Annotated in this window: 13 protein-coding genes; 6 read left to right on the forward strand and 7 right to left on the reverse strand. The window is 44.0% G+C overall.

All coding sequences use genetic code 11. The annotated features are described in order from the left end of the window. Positions 1–284: 284 nt before the first annotated feature. From rlmD to cysM, 3 genes are all read right to left on the reverse strand, one after another. Positions 285–1826: a 23S rRNA (uracil(1939)-C(5))-methyltransferase RlmD gene (gene rlmD / locus W293_RS0102335; protein WP_025650915.1), complete on the reverse strand. Its 1542-nt coding sequence runs from the start codon at positions 1824–1826 to the stop codon at positions 285–287. A gap of 67 nt (positions 1827–1893) precedes the next feature. Then, positions 1894–2718 (reverse strand): 3'-5' exonuclease, encoded by an 825-nt coding sequence (locus W293_RS0102340; RefSeq protein WP_025650916.1) that lies wholly within the window; start codon positions 2716–2718, stop codon positions 1894–1896. A gap of 24 nt (positions 2719–2742) precedes the next feature. Then, a complete protein-coding gene (cysM, locus tag W293_RS0102345; protein ID WP_025650917.1) occupies positions 2743–3702 on the reverse strand; it encodes a cysteine synthase CysM in 960 nt (319 codons plus the stop codon). Positions 3703–4203: 501 nt separating this feature from the next. Between cysM and W293_RS0102355 the strand changes: the two genes are divergently transcribed. From W293_RS0102355 to tsf, 6 genes are all read left to right on the forward strand, one after another. After that, entirely contained in the window at positions 4204–7683 is a 3480-nt protein-coding gene (locus W293_RS0102355; RefSeq protein WP_025650918.1) for an ATP-binding protein, read from the forward strand. Between the two features lie 377 nt (positions 7684–8060). Continuing rightward, positions 8061–8873, forward strand: a complete 813-nt coding sequence (locus W293_RS0102360; RefSeq protein WP_025650919.1) for a crotonase/enoyl-CoA hydratase family protein — start codon at positions 8061–8063, stop codon at positions 8871–8873. Positions 8874–8944: 71 nt separating this feature from the next. After that, positions 8945–9748: a hypothetical protein gene (locus tag W293_RS0102365; RefSeq protein ID WP_025650920.1), complete on the forward strand. Its 804-nt coding sequence runs from the start codon at positions 8945–8947 to the stop codon at positions 9746–9748. 310 nt (positions 9749–10058) lie between these two features. After that, complete coding sequence (locus W293_RS0102375) at positions 10059–11318, forward strand: multidrug effflux MFS transporter (protein ID WP_025650921.1); 1260 nt, start codon at positions 10059–10061, stop codon at positions 11316–11318. A gap of 298 nt (positions 11319–11616) precedes the next feature. Continuing rightward, positions 11617–12426, forward strand: coding sequence for a 30S ribosomal protein S2 (rpsB, locus tag W293_RS0102385; protein ID WP_025650922.1), 810 nt, complete (start codon positions 11617–11619; stop codon positions 12424–12426). A 392-nt stretch (positions 12427–12818) separates the two neighbouring features. After that, positions 12819–13703, forward strand: a complete 885-nt coding sequence (tsf, locus tag W293_RS0102390; RefSeq protein WP_025650923.1) for a translation elongation factor Ts — start codon at positions 12819–12821, stop codon at positions 13701–13703. A 292-nt stretch (positions 13704–13995) separates the two neighbouring features. On the opposite strand, the gene W293_RS0102395 is transcribed toward tsf, so the two are convergent. The 4 genes from W293_RS0102395 to hflX all read right to left on the reverse strand — a co-directional run bounded on the left by W293_RS0102395 (position 13996) and on the right by hflX (position 18265). Next, entirely contained in the window at positions 13996–14817 is an 822-nt protein-coding gene (locus W293_RS0102395; RefSeq protein ID WP_025650924.1) for a lytic transglycosylase domain-containing protein, read from the reverse strand. 407 nt (positions 14818–15224) lie between these two features. Then, positions 15225–15914: an LrgB family protein gene (locus W293_RS0102405; protein WP_025650925.1), complete on the reverse strand. Its 690-nt coding sequence runs from the start codon at positions 15912–15914 to the stop codon at positions 15225–15227. A gap of 22 nt (positions 15915–15936) precedes the next feature. After that, positions 15937–16365, reverse strand: coding sequence for a hypothetical protein (locus W293_RS0102410; RefSeq protein WP_025650926.1), 429 nt, complete (start codon positions 16363–16365; stop codon positions 15937–15939). A 433-nt stretch (positions 16366–16798) separates the two neighbouring features. Next, the gene (hflX, locus tag W293_RS0102420) at positions 16799–18265 is read right to left on the reverse strand and encodes a ribosome rescue GTPase HflX (RefSeq protein WP_025650927.1); all 1467 of its coding nucleotides are present in this window, start codon (positions 18263–18265) and stop codon (positions 16799–16801) included. Positions 18266–18400 lie beyond the last annotated feature (135 nt).

Consider the following 18400-nt stretch of genomic DNA (forward strand, 5'->3'; position numbering starts at 1 on the left):
TCCATTTTTAGCAGCCATAGAGTTGTACGTAGCATCTATAAGATTATGAGTGCTAATATCCACTACATGCTGATTAGACAGGCATAAGAAGATCACCTATTATTATCCCACTTTAACAGGACAAATCAAGAGAGGCTCTGTAATGCTCATGTCACTCAGATTGGCATAGCCGTTACTTTAGTAGCGCAATTTGACCTTGTTAATAAATATCTCTAAGACGGTTAATCTCGCGACTACTCGTCACTAGTGCCAACATAAAAGAAAGCATGTAAGCAAAATCATTGCTAAGTAGGTATCTTTTCAAAGCGTGCAATGGACTCGACATGTCCAGTGTGGCAAAACATATCCATCACGCCAGCATGAGTCAGGCGGTAGCCTTGCTCTAACAGTGCTTTGGTATCGCGTGCGAGCGTTGCAGGGTTGCAAGAGACATAGACAATACGCTCGGCATTAAATTTTGGCAGATACTGCATAATCTCCCACGCACCAGAGCGAGGTGGGTCGATAAGTAATGCATCAAAGCCCTGATTGGCCCAAGGCTTGTCAGTACAGTCTTGCGTCAAGTCTTGGCTATAGAATTCGGTGTTATTGATACCGTTACGACGTGCATTGTCAGCGGCGCGTGCGGTCATCGCCTCGCTACCTTCAACACCAACGACAGAACCAGTCTCACCAACCAAGCGTGCCAATGGTAAGCTAAAGTTACCTAGACCACTGAACAAGTCAAGTACGCGTTCGCCGGCTTTTAGGTCTAATAAGTCACAAGCAAGCTTGGTCATCTGACGGTTGACCGAAAGATTGACTTGGGTAAAATCTGTTGGAATAAATTCAAAAGTAAGGTCATATTCTGGCAGTTGGTAATATAAACGTCCAAACTGCTCACTCAGGTCATCAGCAGCTGTCAAGGCGATACGCTGAATACTGTCAACGCCTTTTGACTGTAAATATAACTGCCAATTGCGCGCGGCAAAAAACACCTTTAGCTTCTCTACATCAGCGTCTGATAACGGTGCTAAGTTGCGTACAATGAGGGCGACTGGCTGATTGCCATCTGGCAGCTCTGGCATTGCTTCACCCATCGCCAATTCAAGCTGGGCAATCTTGTCACGGCTCTCTAGAGTGCTGATAAGGGTTTTTAAGTTTTCAAGCTCAAAGCCAATACGGGGATCTAGGATATGACACTCATTTAGCTCAGCCAAAAAGTTACTTGAGCGCTCACGAAAGCCCACCAAGGCAGTTTCTTTTTTGGTCACATAACGCACACCCATTCGTGCTTTGGTACGATAACCGAGGCGATCGCCTATCACAGGAGCGAGCCAATGTTCAGGCTCAGCATTGGCTTGGTGCATCAGCATTTCAGCAAGGACAGATTGTTTAAAGTTAATCTGAGCATCTGGCTGCCAATGCTGTAAGTTACAGCCACCACAGACACCGAAGTGCGGGCAGGGCGGTACTACGCGCTCAGGATTTGGGTTGGCAGTGATGCTGATCGCGTCACCTTCTTCAAAGCTGGTTCGACTATTAGTGAGTTTGACCACAGCGCTTTCACCCGGTAAAGCAAAGCTAACAAAGACTTTTTTGCCATGTTTGTCTACGGCATGACCGTCTTCTTCACTGAAGCCATTGCCATATACAGCCACGCCGCGACCATCGTGCGACAGCCCGTCAATAGTAAACGGTAAGGGTTCAGCCTCTTTCAGACGGCGACGAGTCTTTGACGACGGTTTGGATTTTTTCTTGTTTGGTGGAATAGTAATGGTCTTGGTGTCGTTCACTTGCGGCGTCGCATCAGCTGCGGTAGATGTTTTTGAATCGGTGGGTTGCATAAACCTGCCTTAAATAAATAATAAATAACTAAAAGGTGAGTACAGATATTAGTACAAAGAATAATTTTTATACGGGCGGCGTAAATGACCAATCAGCGATGAATTCTTGATGACGGGCACTACCATCGGCTTGCGTGTAATTGGTTAGATAATCATGGCTTTGCTGCTGCCAAGCATCAAAATCTGGTGAAGACAGTTGACCGGTCAAACGCAGCCAGCGCAGATATATTAACCAAGTATTCATCACGTCAGATTCGCAATAAATAGACAGCGTCTGCCAGTCATCATTGCTCACGAGATCACCAACCATGCTGCCATCGACGCTGGTTTTGCCCGGCAGTCCGTAGAGGCTGGCGACGATATCCATCGCTTCACGGCGACTGGCACCGTATTGGCTAAATCTGTCCATCAAATCAAGATGACGAGTATGGAAACGATTGACATAATTATCGAAGCGCATGTTTTTGATGCGTGCGCCTTCTTCAAACAGCCAAGGCGCTGACAGATCATATTGCATGGCGCGGTAAATCAATACCGGAATATCGAAACCTGAGCCATTCCAGCTGATGAGCTGTGGTAATTTTTCAATGTTACTAAAGGCTCGAAAGAATTTAACGAGAATGTCTTTTTCGCTAAACTTATCTGCGGTCAACGAAAACAACGATAACTTACCATCTTTAATATATAACGCCGAAATACAAACAATACGTTGCAACGGCAAGCGCATAAAGTCATGCCCAGCTTCTTGTATACGTAACGCTGTCAATGCGCTCAGGGCATCCGCATCATTGAGATCTGCCAATTGTGGATAAATACGGCGAGCCGCCGCTGTATCCGCGACAGTTTCAATATCAAAGACCAATATAGGGTCAGAGGGTAGGGCATGTGACATAGATAAACCTAATTAATTTTGAAATTATGGTGCTGCATGGTCTATGCTGTCATCAACGTTATATAAGCCTGTCGATAGATAGCGATCACCACGATCGCAGACAATAAAGGCGATAACGGCATCAGGGTTTTCTTTAGCCACTTGTACGGCAGCCCATGCAGCGGCACCTGAAGATACGCCCGCGAAAATACCTTCGGTTTTGGCCAGTTTGCGCATATATACTTCAGCGATATGTTGGTCAATATCCATCACTTCATCGACCAAATTTGCATCAAAAATACCCGGCATATAAGCGGCAGGCCAACGGCGGATACCCGCAATAGAAGCTTCCTCGTCAGGCTGCAATCCGATAATTTTAATCGCTGGGTTTTGCTCTTTTAAGTATTGTGAGACACCGGTAATAGTACCAGTCGTACCCATCGAGCTAATAAAGTGGGTAATTTTACCGTCAGTTTGCGCCCATAGCTCAGGCCCAGTCGTTAGATAATGCGCTTGTCTGTTATCAGGATTATTAAACTGATCTAAGACGATACCTTTGCCATCGGCTTGCATCTGCAATGCCAAATCACGTGCCGCTTCCATACCTTCGTCCACTTCGATCAACGTCGCGCCATAAGCCATCATGGCGTCTTTGCGCTCTTGGGTCGAGTTGGTTGGCATCAATAGCGTCATTGGATAACCACGCATCGCTGCGACCATAGCCAAGGCAATGCCAGTATTGCCGCTGGTTGCTTCAATCAGCATATCACCAGGCTTGATATCACCGCGCTGTTCTGCCTGATAAATCATATTAAAGGCCGGACGGTCTTTGACAGAACCAGCAGGGTTATTGCCCTCAAGTTTGGCGAGCAGTACGGCACCGTTAGTAATATGTTCTTGCTCAGGCAGACGATGCAATTTGACTAAAGGCGTCTGACCTACGCAGTCGGCAAGATCCGTTACTTGAGTGATAAAGTTGGCGTTTGCCATGGCCGTAGTGGACATAAGGTATCCTTATTGGTTTTTTAGAGGACAATTTATTTAATAATGTGTGCTTTTTAGCCCATTTAGATGACTATCGAGTTAATTGAAGACAGGCCCTAATTAATACACTATTTTTATCGTTTAATAAAAGCTTGAGACCATCAGCGTAAATTCTGAAACCGTCATGATAAATCTTGTCCTATGACAAGGTATTGATGGTGACAGATAAAAAGTTGCGTCATTATATCATTTTGTTTTCAGCCGCGCTGATGACATCAGATATTATTGGTAAATGTCTTGCTAACAAAATGAATCGTTTAAACCTTGCAGACGTCAGTGTTATCAATGAGCGATGTTTCTCTTATAAGCGTTATGAAGGTTAAGATAAGCGCTATGAATGTTTAACAGCCATTCATAAAATCCTGTTAAGATAATCTCGAGCGTCAGTGATAGGCTGCGGCGTAATAAGTGAAAACAGCATACGTATTTATTGTAAAAATATCAGTGGAGAGTCAACCCAGCATGGCATACAAAAAACGTTTTGATACCAGTAGCGCCTATGGCCAGCTGATTATATTGGTGTTTTTACCGATCTGTTTATTAGCAGCGGTTGGCGGTACTCTGGTATTTTATGAGACGATGCGTGCCAGCAACTCAGAGCAAGAAGCATTGGCAGAGGCGGTGCTCATCCGCTATACACCCACGATTGCTGAGCGTATTCCTGAATTATTGGAGCAGCGCCAACAAGCAGCCAGTAAGGTCAATGCTGGCAATGCAGATCAAGCATCGCAAAGAGCTGCCACTACGCTCGGTGGTATCCAAGAGAGGCTTGGGCGTATACAGTCTGAGCAGCATGTCCAGCGTATTGCTATTATTAATCAGGACAATCAAGTACTCGCAACGGTAGGTTATGGCGTTGAAGAAGCGTGGCCTATGATCGAAACGACCGGCAAGTTTTTATCGCAAAAGCCAACACCTATCGGTAACGCCTATGGCAGTATGCTTGGGGATTTTGACGGTCAGCAACTCTGGCTAATGATTGATATGGACAATGAGCCGCTTTATATTGCTCGGTATCGTATTGCCATGGCGCTAGTCATCACGGGCTTGTTCACTATTTTGATATTACTGCTGAGTTTGAATATTTACTCAAAACGTTGGATTGCACCGATTTATGAGTTGCGCTTGCAGTTACAACGTACCCATGTTGACAATCTCTACCAACCTATTCCGGTTGAGTCAAATGGCGAGCTGAATTTGTTGCAACAGGATTTAGTCAGGACGTTGCGCCGCTTACATGGTAGCTTTCAAGAGCTTAAAGACCACGCCGAGCAGACCGAAGATGACTTGCGTTTGGCGTTTGATGAGATGGAAATGCAAAACATCTCTATAAGAAACGCACGTGATGCCGCTATTTCAACCAGCCAAGCCAAATCTGCGTTTTTGGCCAATATCAGCCATGAGTTACGCACGCCGCTCAACAGTATTGACGGCTTTATTAATTTGCTGGCGCGTCATGGTGAGCTCAATCCTGAACAAGACTTATATGTGCAAACCATACGCAAATCGTCGGCACACTTGCTCGCTTTAGTGAACGATGTGTTAGATTTTTCTAAAATCGAAGCGGGCAAATTGGTGCTCGATCGCCATGAGTTTGACTTGTATGACACCATCTATGATGTGGTCGACATGCTGTCACCGGTATCCTCAGAAAAGGGGCTACGCATGGCGGTGCTGTTTTATAATGATGTGCCGATGCGCGTCAATGGCGATGCCTTGCGGCTCAAACAAGTATTGACCAATATCGTCGGCAATGCCATTAAGTTTACGGACAGTGGTGATGTGGTGGTGCGCGTCAGCTTGGATGACCATCGCGACAATTACTTGATGATTAGCGTGCAAGATAGCGGCAAAGGTATTTCTTTAGCTGATCAAAAAATGCTGTTCCAAAGCTTTAGTCAAGGCGATCCGTCAATCACTCGCCAGTATGGTGGTACAGGGCTGGGTTTGGTTATCTCCAAGCAATTAACCCGTTTGATGGGCGGCGATATTGGTTTTTATGATAATGCACAAGAAAACATCGCCAATCAAGGCGCGACGTTCTGGTTTCGGATGCCAGCCCACGTCGATGTGCTAGAAGCCGCTACTGGTCAGACGATTGCGCTACCCGTGTTAGCGCCGCTGGCAAGTGCCACAGATGAGTTTAATGTGTTGGTATGGATCAATCATACGGCGTCCATCCAAGTGCTCAAAGCCAGCTTGCAATACCTACCAATTAAGCTGACCCAAGCCAACTCATTACCCGGTGTACTTGAGTCGTTAAAAGAGCGCGGTAACTATTGGGATTGGGTCATCGTCGATGATGACACCCAAGACGATATGATGGCATTACTCAAACAGATCCGCCTCCATTACCAAGGCAAGCTGGCGGTATTTGGCTATCAAGTTGCCGCTGATCAAGCGCTACTCAACCGCTATCATGCCAATATATTGTATGAGCCATTAGACAAGCGCCAGCTCTATGCCATGCTCGATACACAAAAACGCAGCGCTCCTAAAGACATGCAAGAGCCGCGCTGGAAGGGCGTGACCGTGCTGGCAGTCGATGATCATTTGCCCAACCTGCTGGTGCTCGATGCCTTGCTCAGCGAGCTTGGCATTCAGGTGATTACGGCCAATAGCGGTTTTGAAGCCATAGAACTTATCAGCAAGCAACAAACCAAAAATATCAAGACAGCCAAAGCCGATAAGCAAAGTCTCTCTAAAAAGACCCAAATCTCAAAAGCCGAAACCCGTGACGAGGTGGGTAAAACCACTAGCAGTTCTGGGTATTCTGAAGAGGCTAATGAAGACAAAGGCAGCAATCAGGATAAAACCAATAATCAGGATAAAAACAGTATTGACTTGATATTTATGGACATACAAATGCCACGGATGTCAGGGCATGAAGCGGCTCGACAAATTCGTAATATCGAAAATGCTGATAATCGTATTCCTATTATTGCCTTGACCGCCCATGGCTTGGCTGACGAGCGTGACAAGCTGATGGCGAGCGGTATCAATGATTATGTGGGTAAGCCTATTAGCCAACCACAGTTGCTACAAGTGCTGCAAAAGTGGCTAGGACGCACGACGACCGTGCCGCAATTAACCGCTATGCCAGAAGCCCATGCACAACAAGGTACTGATGCTCAAGATTTTAATTCGCAAGATTTTGATGCGCGAAATCATCCTTTAGGCTTGCTGCCAGATGATATATCGCCTGCTTGTCCGCTAGTTAAGGGTAATGACGATAATCGTGATCAGGCGTCCGAAGGTATCAATCAGCAAAAAATTACTCGCCCTTTATCATTGAAAAAAATCCGTGATGACTACTTACGAGACAGCCAGCCTCGTGATGACTATAGACGAGAAACGCTGCGCGAAACTCAGCCACGTTATGCAAGTTTGCGCTATCAACAACAACGCCAAGCGTCGTTATTGTATCCTCCTTACCAAGTGTCAAGCGACACAGATGAAGAGATGTCTGCAAGCACGCAGGCCAAATTGGACGACGACATAAACCTCGACCTAAGCGTTAATGATACGAGCAGCTCCCATATCTTAGACTGGCAAGATGCGCTGACTCGTTCAGCCAATAAACCAGATCTCGCAGCCAAGCTTATTATTATGATGATTGATACGATCAATGAGGAAAAACGCGCCCTCACTCAAGCGTGGGATGCCCGTGACCGTAGTGCCCTTGCGCAAATTGCCCATCGTATCTTAGGTGGTAGCCGCTATACTGGTGTGCCGCAGTTGCGTCAGGCCAGCCAAGATTTGGAAGACAAGTGCTTATTGAATGTCCAACATACCACGCCCGCCCAGTTTGCAATGCTTGAACCCTATTATGACGCATTGCTAAGCGCGTTAAGTAATTTACAAGCGCTAGATTTATCGGCTTATCCGCAGCTGAATTATCATCGTTTGAGTGAAAATGATATGACATGGAAAATGATTTAAGACAGCCACCGACAGTGCTACATTTGAATGTTTAAAAGACCCTAGGGCGTGTCCTCATTTTAAAAATGGCGATAAAAATGAGGTAAATTGCAGTCAAACAAGGAAAATAGTGCAGATAATATCGATATATTACCTAGCTATTTGACGATGTTTGGCAAGATTTAACCATTTTTAGCCCATTTAGATTGCTATCGGTTGAATTGAGGACATGCCCTAATATATCAGCTAGATTTATCTGCCAAATTGACCATCATTTATTGATTAATAGGAGGGATGATATCCTGACAGTCAGTTATTCATAGGGTATGGTAGATATAACCCTGTTAATATTGGCCTCATTAGCAGGATATTTATTTTATTTATTAATAAGGATTGTTATGAACGCGATTGCCACTTATCAGTATAAGACCTTACAAGTGAGCGTGACTGACCACATTCTCACCGTTACCTTAAACCGCCCTGAGAAAAAAAACGCCATGAGCTTTCAGGTGGTCGATGAGTTGATCAAAGTAGCGGGTCGCATCAGCAAAGATAAGACGATACGTGCGGTGATTTTAAATGGTGCCGAAGGGACGTTTTGTGCCGGTATCGATTTGGGTGATTTAAACCATCCAAAAAACCAAGCATTTGCCCTTTGGGAGTTGGTAAAACCTTGGCAGAGCCTTTTTCAGCGCGTCTGTTTGGTTTGGCGTGATGTGCCTGTCCCTGTTATTGCGGTACTAGAAGGCTACTGTATCGGTGCAGGACTACAACTGGCGCTGGCTTGCGATGTTCGTATCAGTCATCCTGATTGCAAGTTGTCTATTATGGAAGCCAAGTGGGGACTCGTGCCAGATATGGGATTGACTCAATCGGCGTTGGGTGTGGTTCGCGCTGATGTCCTAAAAGAGCTGGCGATGAGTGCGCGTACGATTGATGCAACCGAAGGTAAAGAGTTAGGTCTCGTCAGTCATTGTAGCGAGACACCTTTAGAGCAAGCACAACAGCTCGCTGCTGAATTTGCAGAGCGTTCACCAGATGCGGTATTGGCCAGTAAGCGGGTCATTAATGCGATGTATGAACAATCAGCGTTGACGTTATATCAAGAAAAAGTCTGGCAGTTAAAGATGATGTTCGGTCGTAACCGTAAGCTTGCGCTCAGAAAAGCCAAGCAAGCCAGTACCGTATTTAGCAAACGTCAGTTCCGCTAACATTCTTTTGGTGCTAGAAGTACGCTCCATTCAGAACTTAATAAGACTTAACTGTACGAACTAGGATGATTATGACGATGCTAAGGTTCATAGGCATTTTTGTTTTGAATACTATAGGAATCTTAGTAATCGGATGTACCGAGCCAGAAGATCCAAATGAGCCAGTTACCGCTTATATACCCGCAGAAATATCAGACAAAGTGTATGTCACTACTTTTCCTAGATGTAACCATAATGATGCTGACGATTTGGATGAGTTCTCAACGAAAAGCTTGGTATTAAACTTTCAAGCTGAGACTTTATCAGGAAACTTATCCGGTGAGTTTCATTGTCCCTCTGAGGACTTAGGGAAGGTGTTTAGAGTAGAAGTAGATCCCTTGTATGACCTTAATGGCAAAATTGTCACTGGTAAGGAATATTTTTACTATACTTTTCCTCCAGAGTCGCTACTAGAAAAAACGTCAAACATCGAGCGATTTTATGCTGATTCTAGTCAAGAAATGCTAGTGATAGATGGTATGTCAAATCAGACCAGTCCATTACAACTGATATTTGCTAAGTATCCTAATGAAAAACTTGGTCCTTTTCATAATTATTATGATCTGTATACCATATTGGATAAGGATTTTTTACTACAGTACAAGGTTAGAATAATGAATGATGCTTATAACCAAAGATTTAATCTGAGCGGCTACGATACACAGTTTGCGCAGGCGTTTAAAGATGTAATAGCCGTTGATGGTAATATATTAAAGCATCCGGAGATTATCCAAGGGTTTGTTGATAATAATGAGCGCGTTATTAATTTTTTTAAAGATCATAGACAGATAATGACTCAAGAAGAATTTGACGAAATTAATAATTCAAAAAAGTAAATCTAAGCTAGAGGTCAAAGGGTTTATTTAGAACGATCCTGCTCTCAAAACCTTTAATTTTAATCACTTTTATAGCCGCATTGGGATCAAAAATATACCAAACATATTTTGATAAATTACGTTGATTGTTTTTAGTTGTTAAGGCTTGTTTCATTAGTTCCCTATGACTATTGAAATACGAGCGGACAGCACGATATAACACTGTTTGCTTGCACAGATTTAGGTAGAGATGCACTATTGTCGTTAAAAATATCTATTCTATGCATCTTACAAGCGCTTAAGTAATCATCACTATATAAACGGTGTAAATATGTCTGCCCCAAAATCCTCTCTCCCAAATAAACCTATCGCTGCCGAACGAGTACGTTCTGCTGATCTGCCTGTTGCATGGATTATGATGCTGGGGTTAATGGTTGCGGTAGGACCATTATCCATTGATATGTATCTGCCTGCGTTACCGTCAATGGCAGATGATTTTGGCGTATCTACGGCATTTATGGCCAACTCTGTACCAGCGTATTTTTTGGGTTTGGTATTCGGGCAGTTATTTTATGGCCCTTTTAGTGACCGTGTCGGCCGTGTTAAGCCTTTATATATAGGTATGACACTGTATGTGATTGCGTCCATTCTTTGTGCGACCACTGACAATGAATATGTATTATTTGTAGGGCGAACGATGCAGGCATTGGGCGCTTGTGTGGGGGCAGTAGTGACTCGCGCTGCTATTCGAGATCGCCTAACCGCCAAGCAAACCGCAAAAGCTTTTTCGATTATGATTTTGGTCATGGGCTTAGCACCCATATTAGCGCCGTCGCTTGGTGCACTGTTTTTGCAGTTTTTTGATTGGCATTCCATTTTCTGGTTTTTGGCCGCTTTTGGTGCCCTAAATTTATTGCTTACTAAGTTTTTCTTTTTTGAGACATTGACCGAAGAAAATCGTAATGTGCGTCCTGCAAAAGAGGTGCTTAGTCAGTATTGGGATTTATTAAAAGATCCAACCTTTAACTATCCAGCGATTGGTGGAGGGTTGTTGATGGGTGCGATGTTTGTCTATATCAGCTCGGCCTCTGAGCTAATCATGGATACTTATGGAGTGTCAGCAACCCATTTCGGCTGGTTATTCGGTATGAATGCAGCCGGTTTTGTCGCTTTAACCCAGCTAAACCAATGGCTGACCAATCGCTTCCGTATCCTAAGTATTTTGCGTTTTGGTGCCATGATGCAGGTTATCTCTGCCGGCGTATTGTTTGTGATAGGGATTGTCTTTGGTACCGATGCGTGGCTGCCTTTGGTATTGGCCTGTATTTTCTTTTGTATTGCTGGTCTTGGTTTGACTCAGCCAAACGCGTCTGCTATTGCGCTTGCCTTTCAAAAGCGTCGTGCCGGTATGGCCAGTGCGATGCAAGGGTCATTGATGTTTTCAGTGGGTATTTTTGGTGGCCTATTATTAAACTTATTCCCAGTCAATCCAGTATTGAAAATCGGTATTGCGATGTTTTCGCTTATGAGTCTGGGTACTTATTTAATTTGGCAGATAGACCGTAATTTAAATCTTGATGATGCGGAGTAGTTAGGCAATACCATCATGTAATAATAGTGGGAATTACTCTGACTTTTATGATAAAATACAGCCCAGTTATTTTTAATCATATAGTATTCTATACGTTCAAATTATAGCTCATTTTTTAAACCAACCCATCAACCAATGACACACACATCATGGCAAAAAATTGCTGGGTGTTTGGCGACTTGATTAATTTGCAAAAAGTTAGTGCGATATTTATCAGCACTAATCATTAGCAAATGCGTGTCGCTAGATAGGCAGTTTTTGTGATGTGGAGGCATAACCCAACCAATAGGAATTTCACATGGCTACAAAGAATCCAACCAAAATCGAAATGCGCGACCTACTACAAGCCGGCGCTCACTTTGGTCACCAAACACGTTTTTGGAATCCAAAAATGGGACCATATATCTTTGGTGCCCGTAACAAGATTCACATCATCAACTTAGAGCACACGGTAAAAGCGTTTAACGAAGCATTGACTTACGTAAACGGCTTAGCTGCTAAGAAAAATAAAGTATTGTTCGTTGGTACTAAACGCGCTGCTAGCGGTATCATCCGTGAACAAGCTGCCCGCGCTGGTATGCCATACGTTGACCATCGCTGGTTAGGTGGTATGCTTACCAACTGGAAAACCCTTCGCCAGTCAATCAACCGTCTAAAAGAGCTAGAAAAACAAGCAGAAGACGGTACTTTCGCTAAGCTTACTAAGCGTGAAGCATTAGAGCGTACTCGCGATATGGAGAAACTTGAGCGTTCATTAGGCGGTATCAAAGACATGGGCGGCCTACCTGACGCAATCTTCGTTGTAGACGTGGATCATGAAGCGATCGCTATCAAAGAAGCCAAGAATCTAGGTATCCCAGTTATCGGTATCGTTGATACCAACTCTAACCCTGATAACGTTGATTACATCATTCCAGCAAACGATGATGCTATCCGTGCCGTGACTTTGTATGTAACCTCTATGGCTGATGCGATTATTGCTGGTAAAGAATACGCACAGACTCAAGCAGGCGGCAAAGCTGATCAAGAGCAACCTGTAGAGCAAGCAGCTACTGAAGCAGCACCAGCTGAAGCGGCTACCGAAGAAGCAGCCACTCCAGCAGAATAAATAGCTGACCCAAAAGGTTTACCTTTGTAAGGATATCTTGATAGTGACTCTGTCAGCATCCATATAAAGATATTAACAGCGTATAAGCTCACAATAGGCATGATGTAGTTCTACTCGTCATGCCTTGTTGTTGATGAATTGCTCGTTATTAGGTGAGTATTATCGCTTATAGTTGGACTCGTGATACTCAGTGTCTGCTATCACAATGACTTCAGTTGTCACGATCAACGATGTGCACTTTCATCACCACAAGAGCAATATAGTATTGATAAACAGTACTTATAAAATACAGTATCTGTAAACAATATTTATAAACAGTATAAAAATATTGAATAGAAGTTAAGCACTCACATACATAACAATACTCACATACATAATAAAAGGTAACTCTTATGTCAGAAGTAAAAGTATCTGCCAAAATGGTAAAAGAATTGCGCGACCGTACTGGTCTTGGCATGATGGAATGTAAAAAAGCGTTGGAAGAATCAAACGGTGATGTCGAAACTGCCATTGATAACCTACGTAAGTCTGGTCAAGCCAAAGCCGCTAAAAAAGCGGGTAACATTGCAGCTGACGGCGCTATCATCATCGCTCAAGGCGAAAACAAAGCATTCTTGTTAGAAGTTAACTGCCAGACTGATTTCGTTGCAAAAGATGACAGCTTCAATGCATTTGCAGAAAAAGTGGCTAGCATTGCTCTAGAGAACAACGTGACTGACGTTGCTGCTATCGCTGAATTACCATATGGCGATGGTCAAACCGTTGAAGAAGCACGTGTATCATTGGTACAAAAAATCGGTGAAAATATCCAGATTCGCCGTGTTGAAGTACTTGAAGGCGCTAACATCGCTGCATACCGTCATGGCCTGCGTATCGGTGTAGTGGTATCTTATGAAGGCGGCAGCGCAGACACTGGCAAAAACCTTGCCATGCATATCGCTGCGTTTAACCCAGTTGCCGTCGATGACGAAAACGTCGCTGCTGATGTACTAGCGCGCGAAAAAGACATCATCGAAGCCAAAGCCAAAGAATCTGGCAAACCTGACAACATCGTTGAAAAAATGATCGAAGGTGGCCTACGTAAGTACCTAGACGAAGTAACGTTATTGCGTCAGCCATACGTCATGGACAACGAGAAAAAAGTTGGTGACGTATTGAAAGCTGAAGGCGTAAAAGTACTTGGCTTTAAACGTCTAGAAGTTGGTGAAGGCATTGAGAAGAAGCAAGAAGATTTCGCTGCTGAAGTTGCTGCAACTCAAGCACTAGCTAATAAGTAAGTTTTAAAATGCAGTAAGTGCTGAGTTTGTTTTTGCTCAGTACTTATAGATTGTTTGACATAAGAAGCAATCAAGCACAAAAAAGCCCGTTATTTAATAACGGGCTTTTTTGTGTCTGCTGATTTAGTTATATCATTAACAGTTATAGTCAAAACATCCTAAAAACGCGACAGTATTGCTGATATCAATTTTTTGCAGCCTCTGTCTGCGCAGGCACAGCAAGCAAGAAAAATTGATATCAGCAGTGCGTGATGTATTGATATTACTTTTCGCTGATCATTATGTCACTATATTAACGTAAGGCCGCATACGCTGAATTGGCATAACTGGCGCTATTGGTATTGCTGCTAGTGCCATAACTGACTTTTTGCATGCCATTACTAGCAGTGGTATTGCTGTTGCTGGCGCTCATGCTACTACCAGACAGACCTGAGTCATTTTTATATAAGCTGTGATAGCGGCTCATGACGCTTTTGACATAGTTGCGGGTTTCTTTAAACGGCGGGATGCCACCATATTTATCGACGTTACCTTCACCCGCATTATAACCGGCCACCGCATGTTCGACGTTATTATTAAAGCGGCGCATCAACCAAGCGATATATTTAGCAGACCCTTCGATATTGTCGGCAGGATTCCAAGGATTGCTCACTTTGAAGCGGCGGGCAGTGGCTGGCATTAGCTGCATTAGGCCTTGAGCACCCACAGGCGAGCGCGCGTTGGGATTGAATGCGGATTCGGTATGCATCATGGCTTTCATGAGGGCAGGATCTACACCATTACGCTCGGCAGAGGCGCGAATATAACTGTCATAAGCGTTGCGGCTACCGCTACTACTTGCTGTGCTGTTACCATAATCACTACCGCTGCTATTACTGCCATCATACATCTTAGAGTCTTTGTAGTAAGTCACTTTCACTTTTTTGGTAAATTTATCAAAGTTGCCACTAGGATTGACATTGGTGAGCAGTACTTGTCCGCCTTTGTCTTTATAGATATACATATTGCCTGCGTGAGCAGTCATCGAAAGCGTGGAGAAGGTAAGTGTACTAGCAATGGTGCTGAGTAAAAGCGGAGACAAACAGCGGGTAATCAAAGGGGAGATATTTATCATAGAGATATCACTTTTTATCGAATAATAGCAAATTGTTTTGCCTATAGGCGCGTCATGTTGCGCGTTAAAGCGGTTACCGTGTTTGCAGGATTTTATAGCTATAAAGAAGATAGCCACCTAGCAATAACCACGCTTAACAAGAAACCACTTGCGATAGATACAAAAAATAATAGTTGCTTACTATAACATATAATAACTTTTTAGCGCATAGGATTAGCAGAACAAAGCACAAAAGCCGCCTTTAATTTGTAAAAAAATCAACACACTAAGGGTTTTAAGCGCATCGATTGCATACTTGCTTCAGTGTTTTTAAGTTGATACAAACGCCTCAATAGACGGACTGCGACGGTAAATGATCAGTAAAGACGAAAAATTGGCCACAATAGTGATGGGTTTTCTAAACGCTCTTAAACGGAAAAGGCACTGATAAAAATAGGTACCCACACGGCAGTGACCAAACCATTAACTGCCAAACCAAAGGCTGCATAACGACCGGCAGTGTGGCTAATTTGCCAAGCTTCTACCGTGCCGAAAGCATGAGCAGCCAAGCCAAGTGCCAAACCTTTAGCACGATCATCATCGATACTGCGAAACAAAAAGCGCGCTAGAGTACCACCGATTAGACCTGAGACAATAATAATCAAGTTAGCCATGGCCAGTGGCGCTTTAATCAAATCGGCGACGCTCAAACCAATGGGTGTAGTGACTGAACGGGTGGCAAACGCCAATATAGTGTCATGACTTAAGGAAAACAGGTACGCCAATGACATGGGTAGTAACGCACCAATAACGCTGGCCATGGCTACAATTAAGGTCAGCTTCTTGACTGGTAAGCCTTTAAAATTCATCGCCGCTAATGGCACGGCTAACAGTACCGTTACATACCCTAATAGATGGTCAAATACGGGCTTGGCAACGCTATAATAATTATTGTAATCCCATTGCAGGATGAATAAGAATAAAAGGACAAGCCCCAAAGCGGTAATCACCATCGGTAGCCACGATAGCTTACGTGCCAGTACGCGGGCAATGACGTGCGCTGCCAAGGTTAATAATATTGCTGCAAGGGTCGCCATCAATACACTATCAAAAGTCATTACATCTCCTTGGTCACACAGCTCAAGGCTGCTGTTCTTGCTTATGAGTAGTATTGGTATTTGCGCTATTGCTTAGCCAGTGATTGGCAAGGATAGCAAGTCCCCATAGCGGAATGAGCGTACTGATCAACATAGTCAGCATCACACCCCAAAACTCATCCCCTAAGGCAAATAGTAGCAAGCCTGCTCCAGCTGATACGGGCAAAAAAGCAAAGCCACTATCGACCAATAAAGTGTTGCTGGCTTGGGTGAGCCAACTGGGCAGACCTTTGAGTAATCGCCATACCATCAAAATAAGGAACATGGCGACTAGGCCAACGATATTGGCCGCTTTTTCGATACCTGCCCACTGACAGATAATAACGGCAGATTCGCGGACAAAGATGACCATGACCAACGTTAGGATGACGGACATCCATAGGGGCATACGCGAGGAATGAGTGGACTTCATAAGCAGTTTTGGCCAATTCAGAGGGAGTGTATTTATAAGCGCGAGTCGGCATAGAGCCACGAGCATGGCAGAAAAGAATATTTTTGCTAACATTGATAGTAGTCTTGAGCACTCAGTATTTTGTGTCGCGAGTTTTAGGCTGCAAGATTGGTTGATTATATAAAGCTCGATTATATAGAGAGTGGTCCAACTAATAAAGCCTATGGGCTGCTAGGGCGTGTTATTGATCTGCTAGATTTTATTAAAAAACCACTGACATAAAAAAGTCAAAAAAATGGACGATATCGTTGATAGCGTCCATTTATCATTTATCATTTAATAATTTATGATGGGCAATCGATTATACTAAACCATCCATCATAATATACCATCCATCATAATATACCAATCAACTAATTGTATTAATAAGCCCATCATTGTATTAGGCAGCTATTTAAGTCTGTGAATCTGGAATTTTCGTTTCTAGCGCTTTAGACTGCTCTGAATCTAATGTCTCAGCGTTGAGGGCATTAAATTCGTCAAACGCTTGTTCTTCGGCTGCTGTCATAGACGGTTCATCCTCTTCATCAGGCTGCTCGAACTCTTCCAGTATGGGCATCAGTAGCGTGGCTTGCGCTAATGGCAATACCTCTAAAGGATTCAAGTCGGCCTGACCCAGCAGCTGTTTTAGGCGTTCGCTAGGCAGACGAATCGTTAGGCACTCATGACCATTATCATCGTAGCTTTCTTCTAAGATAACGCCCAGCTCATACAAGGTGTTTTTAAATTGACCAGCCGTATAAGGCAGCGTCAAATCAAAGGTCGTCAAGGTACCGGTAAGCAGCTGCTGAACCGCAAGTGACAGCTCCTCCATTCCTAGATTTTGTCTAGATGACACATAGACGCGATTGGGCTGACCTTCGCTAGCGTAACCGATATGGGCAGGCTCATCTGTCAGGTCAATCTTGTTGTAGACGTTGAGCACGGGCACATCATTATCAATCTCTGCCAATACGTCTTTCACCGCTTGGATTTGCTCATGCATATCTTCACTTGATGAGTCGATGACATGTAGCAGTAAATCGGCTTCTAGCGTCTCTTCCAATGTGGCATGAAAAGATTCAACCAACTCATGCGGTAGGTGACGGACAAAACCTACGGTATCCACCAAAACCACACGACCAACACCCTGCCAGTCTAAGCGGCGTAGAGTAGGATCAAGCGTGGCAAACAGTTTATCCGCCGCATAGATGTTTTCATCGACCAAGCGGTTAAATAAGGTAGATTTTCCCGCGTTGGTATAACCGACGAGTGAGATAGTCGGTACGTCAGATTTCTGCCGACGGGCTCGACCTTGGGCACGGGTTTGGCGAACTTTTTCCAGTTTGGTTTTGAGCTGGTTTACCCGTGTTTGCAATAAGCGACGATCCGTTTCAAGCTGAGTTTCACCCGGTCCACGCAAGCCGATACCCCCTTTTTGGCGTTCCAAATGCGTCCAACCACGGACCAAACGTGTCGACAAATGGTTCAACTGCGCCAGCTCTACTTGTAGCTTACCTTCATAAGTACGCGCACGCTGGGCAAAGATATCTAAAATCAAACCGGTACGATCGAGTACACGGCATTGCACCACCGATTCAAGGTTACGCTCTTGTGACGGCGATAAACTGTGATTGAACAAAACGATATCAGCGTCATGCTCACGAACCAGTTCAGCGATTTCTTCCGCTTTACCACTACCAACGAAGAATTTGGCATCGGGTCTTTGGCGTGAGCCAGTAACCAACGCCAAGCGATCAGCCCCTGCTGAATCTGCCAGTAGCTCAAACTCGTTAAGATCGTCAGGATCTTGAATTTGGCGGATGTCTAAATGTACGATAATGGCGCGTTCGCCACCTTTATGTTTGTCAAAATAATCCAAAGAGTATCACCTATTAATAAAGTAAATAAATCGCTATTATCCATTCAGCTAGCTTTGATATAACGTTCATATGACCCTCTATATGTGGTCTTATCACTTGATATTAAAGGGTATTCGCATAATTTGCGATGACTT

The organism is Psychrobacter sp. TB67, assembly GCF_000511065.1.
Classification (GTDB): Bacteria; Pseudomonadota; Gammaproteobacteria; order Pseudomonadales; family Moraxellaceae; genus Psychrobacter; species Psychrobacter okhotskensis.

Coding starts and splice junctions, on each gene's coding strand:
- rlmD (WP_025650915.1), bottom strand. CDS start 1,826: ATGCAACCCACCGATTCAAAAACATCTACCGCAGCTGATGCGACGCCG.
- W293_RS0102340 (WP_025650916.1), bottom strand. CDS start 2,718: ATGTCACATGCCCTACCCTCTGACCCTATATTGGTCTTTGATATTGAA.
- cysM (WP_025650917.1), bottom strand. CDS start 3,702: ATGTCCACTACGGCCATGGCAAACGCCAACTTTATCACTCAAGTAACG.
- W293_RS0102355 (WP_025650918.1), top strand. CDS start 4,204: ATGGCATACAAAAAACGTTTTGATACCAGTAGCGCCTATGGCCAGCTG.
- W293_RS0102360 (WP_025650919.1), top strand. CDS start 8,061: ATGAACGCGATTGCCACTTATCAGTATAAGACCTTACAAGTGAGCGTG.
- W293_RS0102365 (WP_025650920.1), top strand. CDS start 8,945: ATGACGATGCTAAGGTTCATAGGCATTTTTGTTTTGAATACTATAGGA.
- W293_RS0102375 (WP_025650921.1), top strand. CDS start 10,059: ATGTCTGCCCCAAAATCCTCTCTCCCAAATAAACCTATCGCTGCCGAA.
- rpsB (WP_025650922.1), top strand. CDS start 11,617: ATGGCTACAAAGAATCCAACCAAAATCGAAATGCGCGACCTACTACAA.
- tsf (WP_025650923.1), top strand. CDS start 12,819: ATGTCAGAAGTAAAAGTATCTGCCAAAATGGTAAAAGAATTGCGCGAC.
- W293_RS0102395 (WP_025650924.1), bottom strand. CDS start 14,817: ATGATAAATATCTCCCCTTTGATTACCCGCTGTTTGTCTCCGCTTTTA.
- W293_RS0102405 (WP_025650925.1), bottom strand. CDS start 15,914: ATGACTTTTGATAGTGTATTGATGGCGACCCTTGCAGCAATATTATTA.
- W293_RS0102410 (WP_025650926.1), bottom strand. CDS start 16,365: ATGAAGTCCACTCATTCCTCGCGTATGCCCCTATGGATGTCCGTCATC.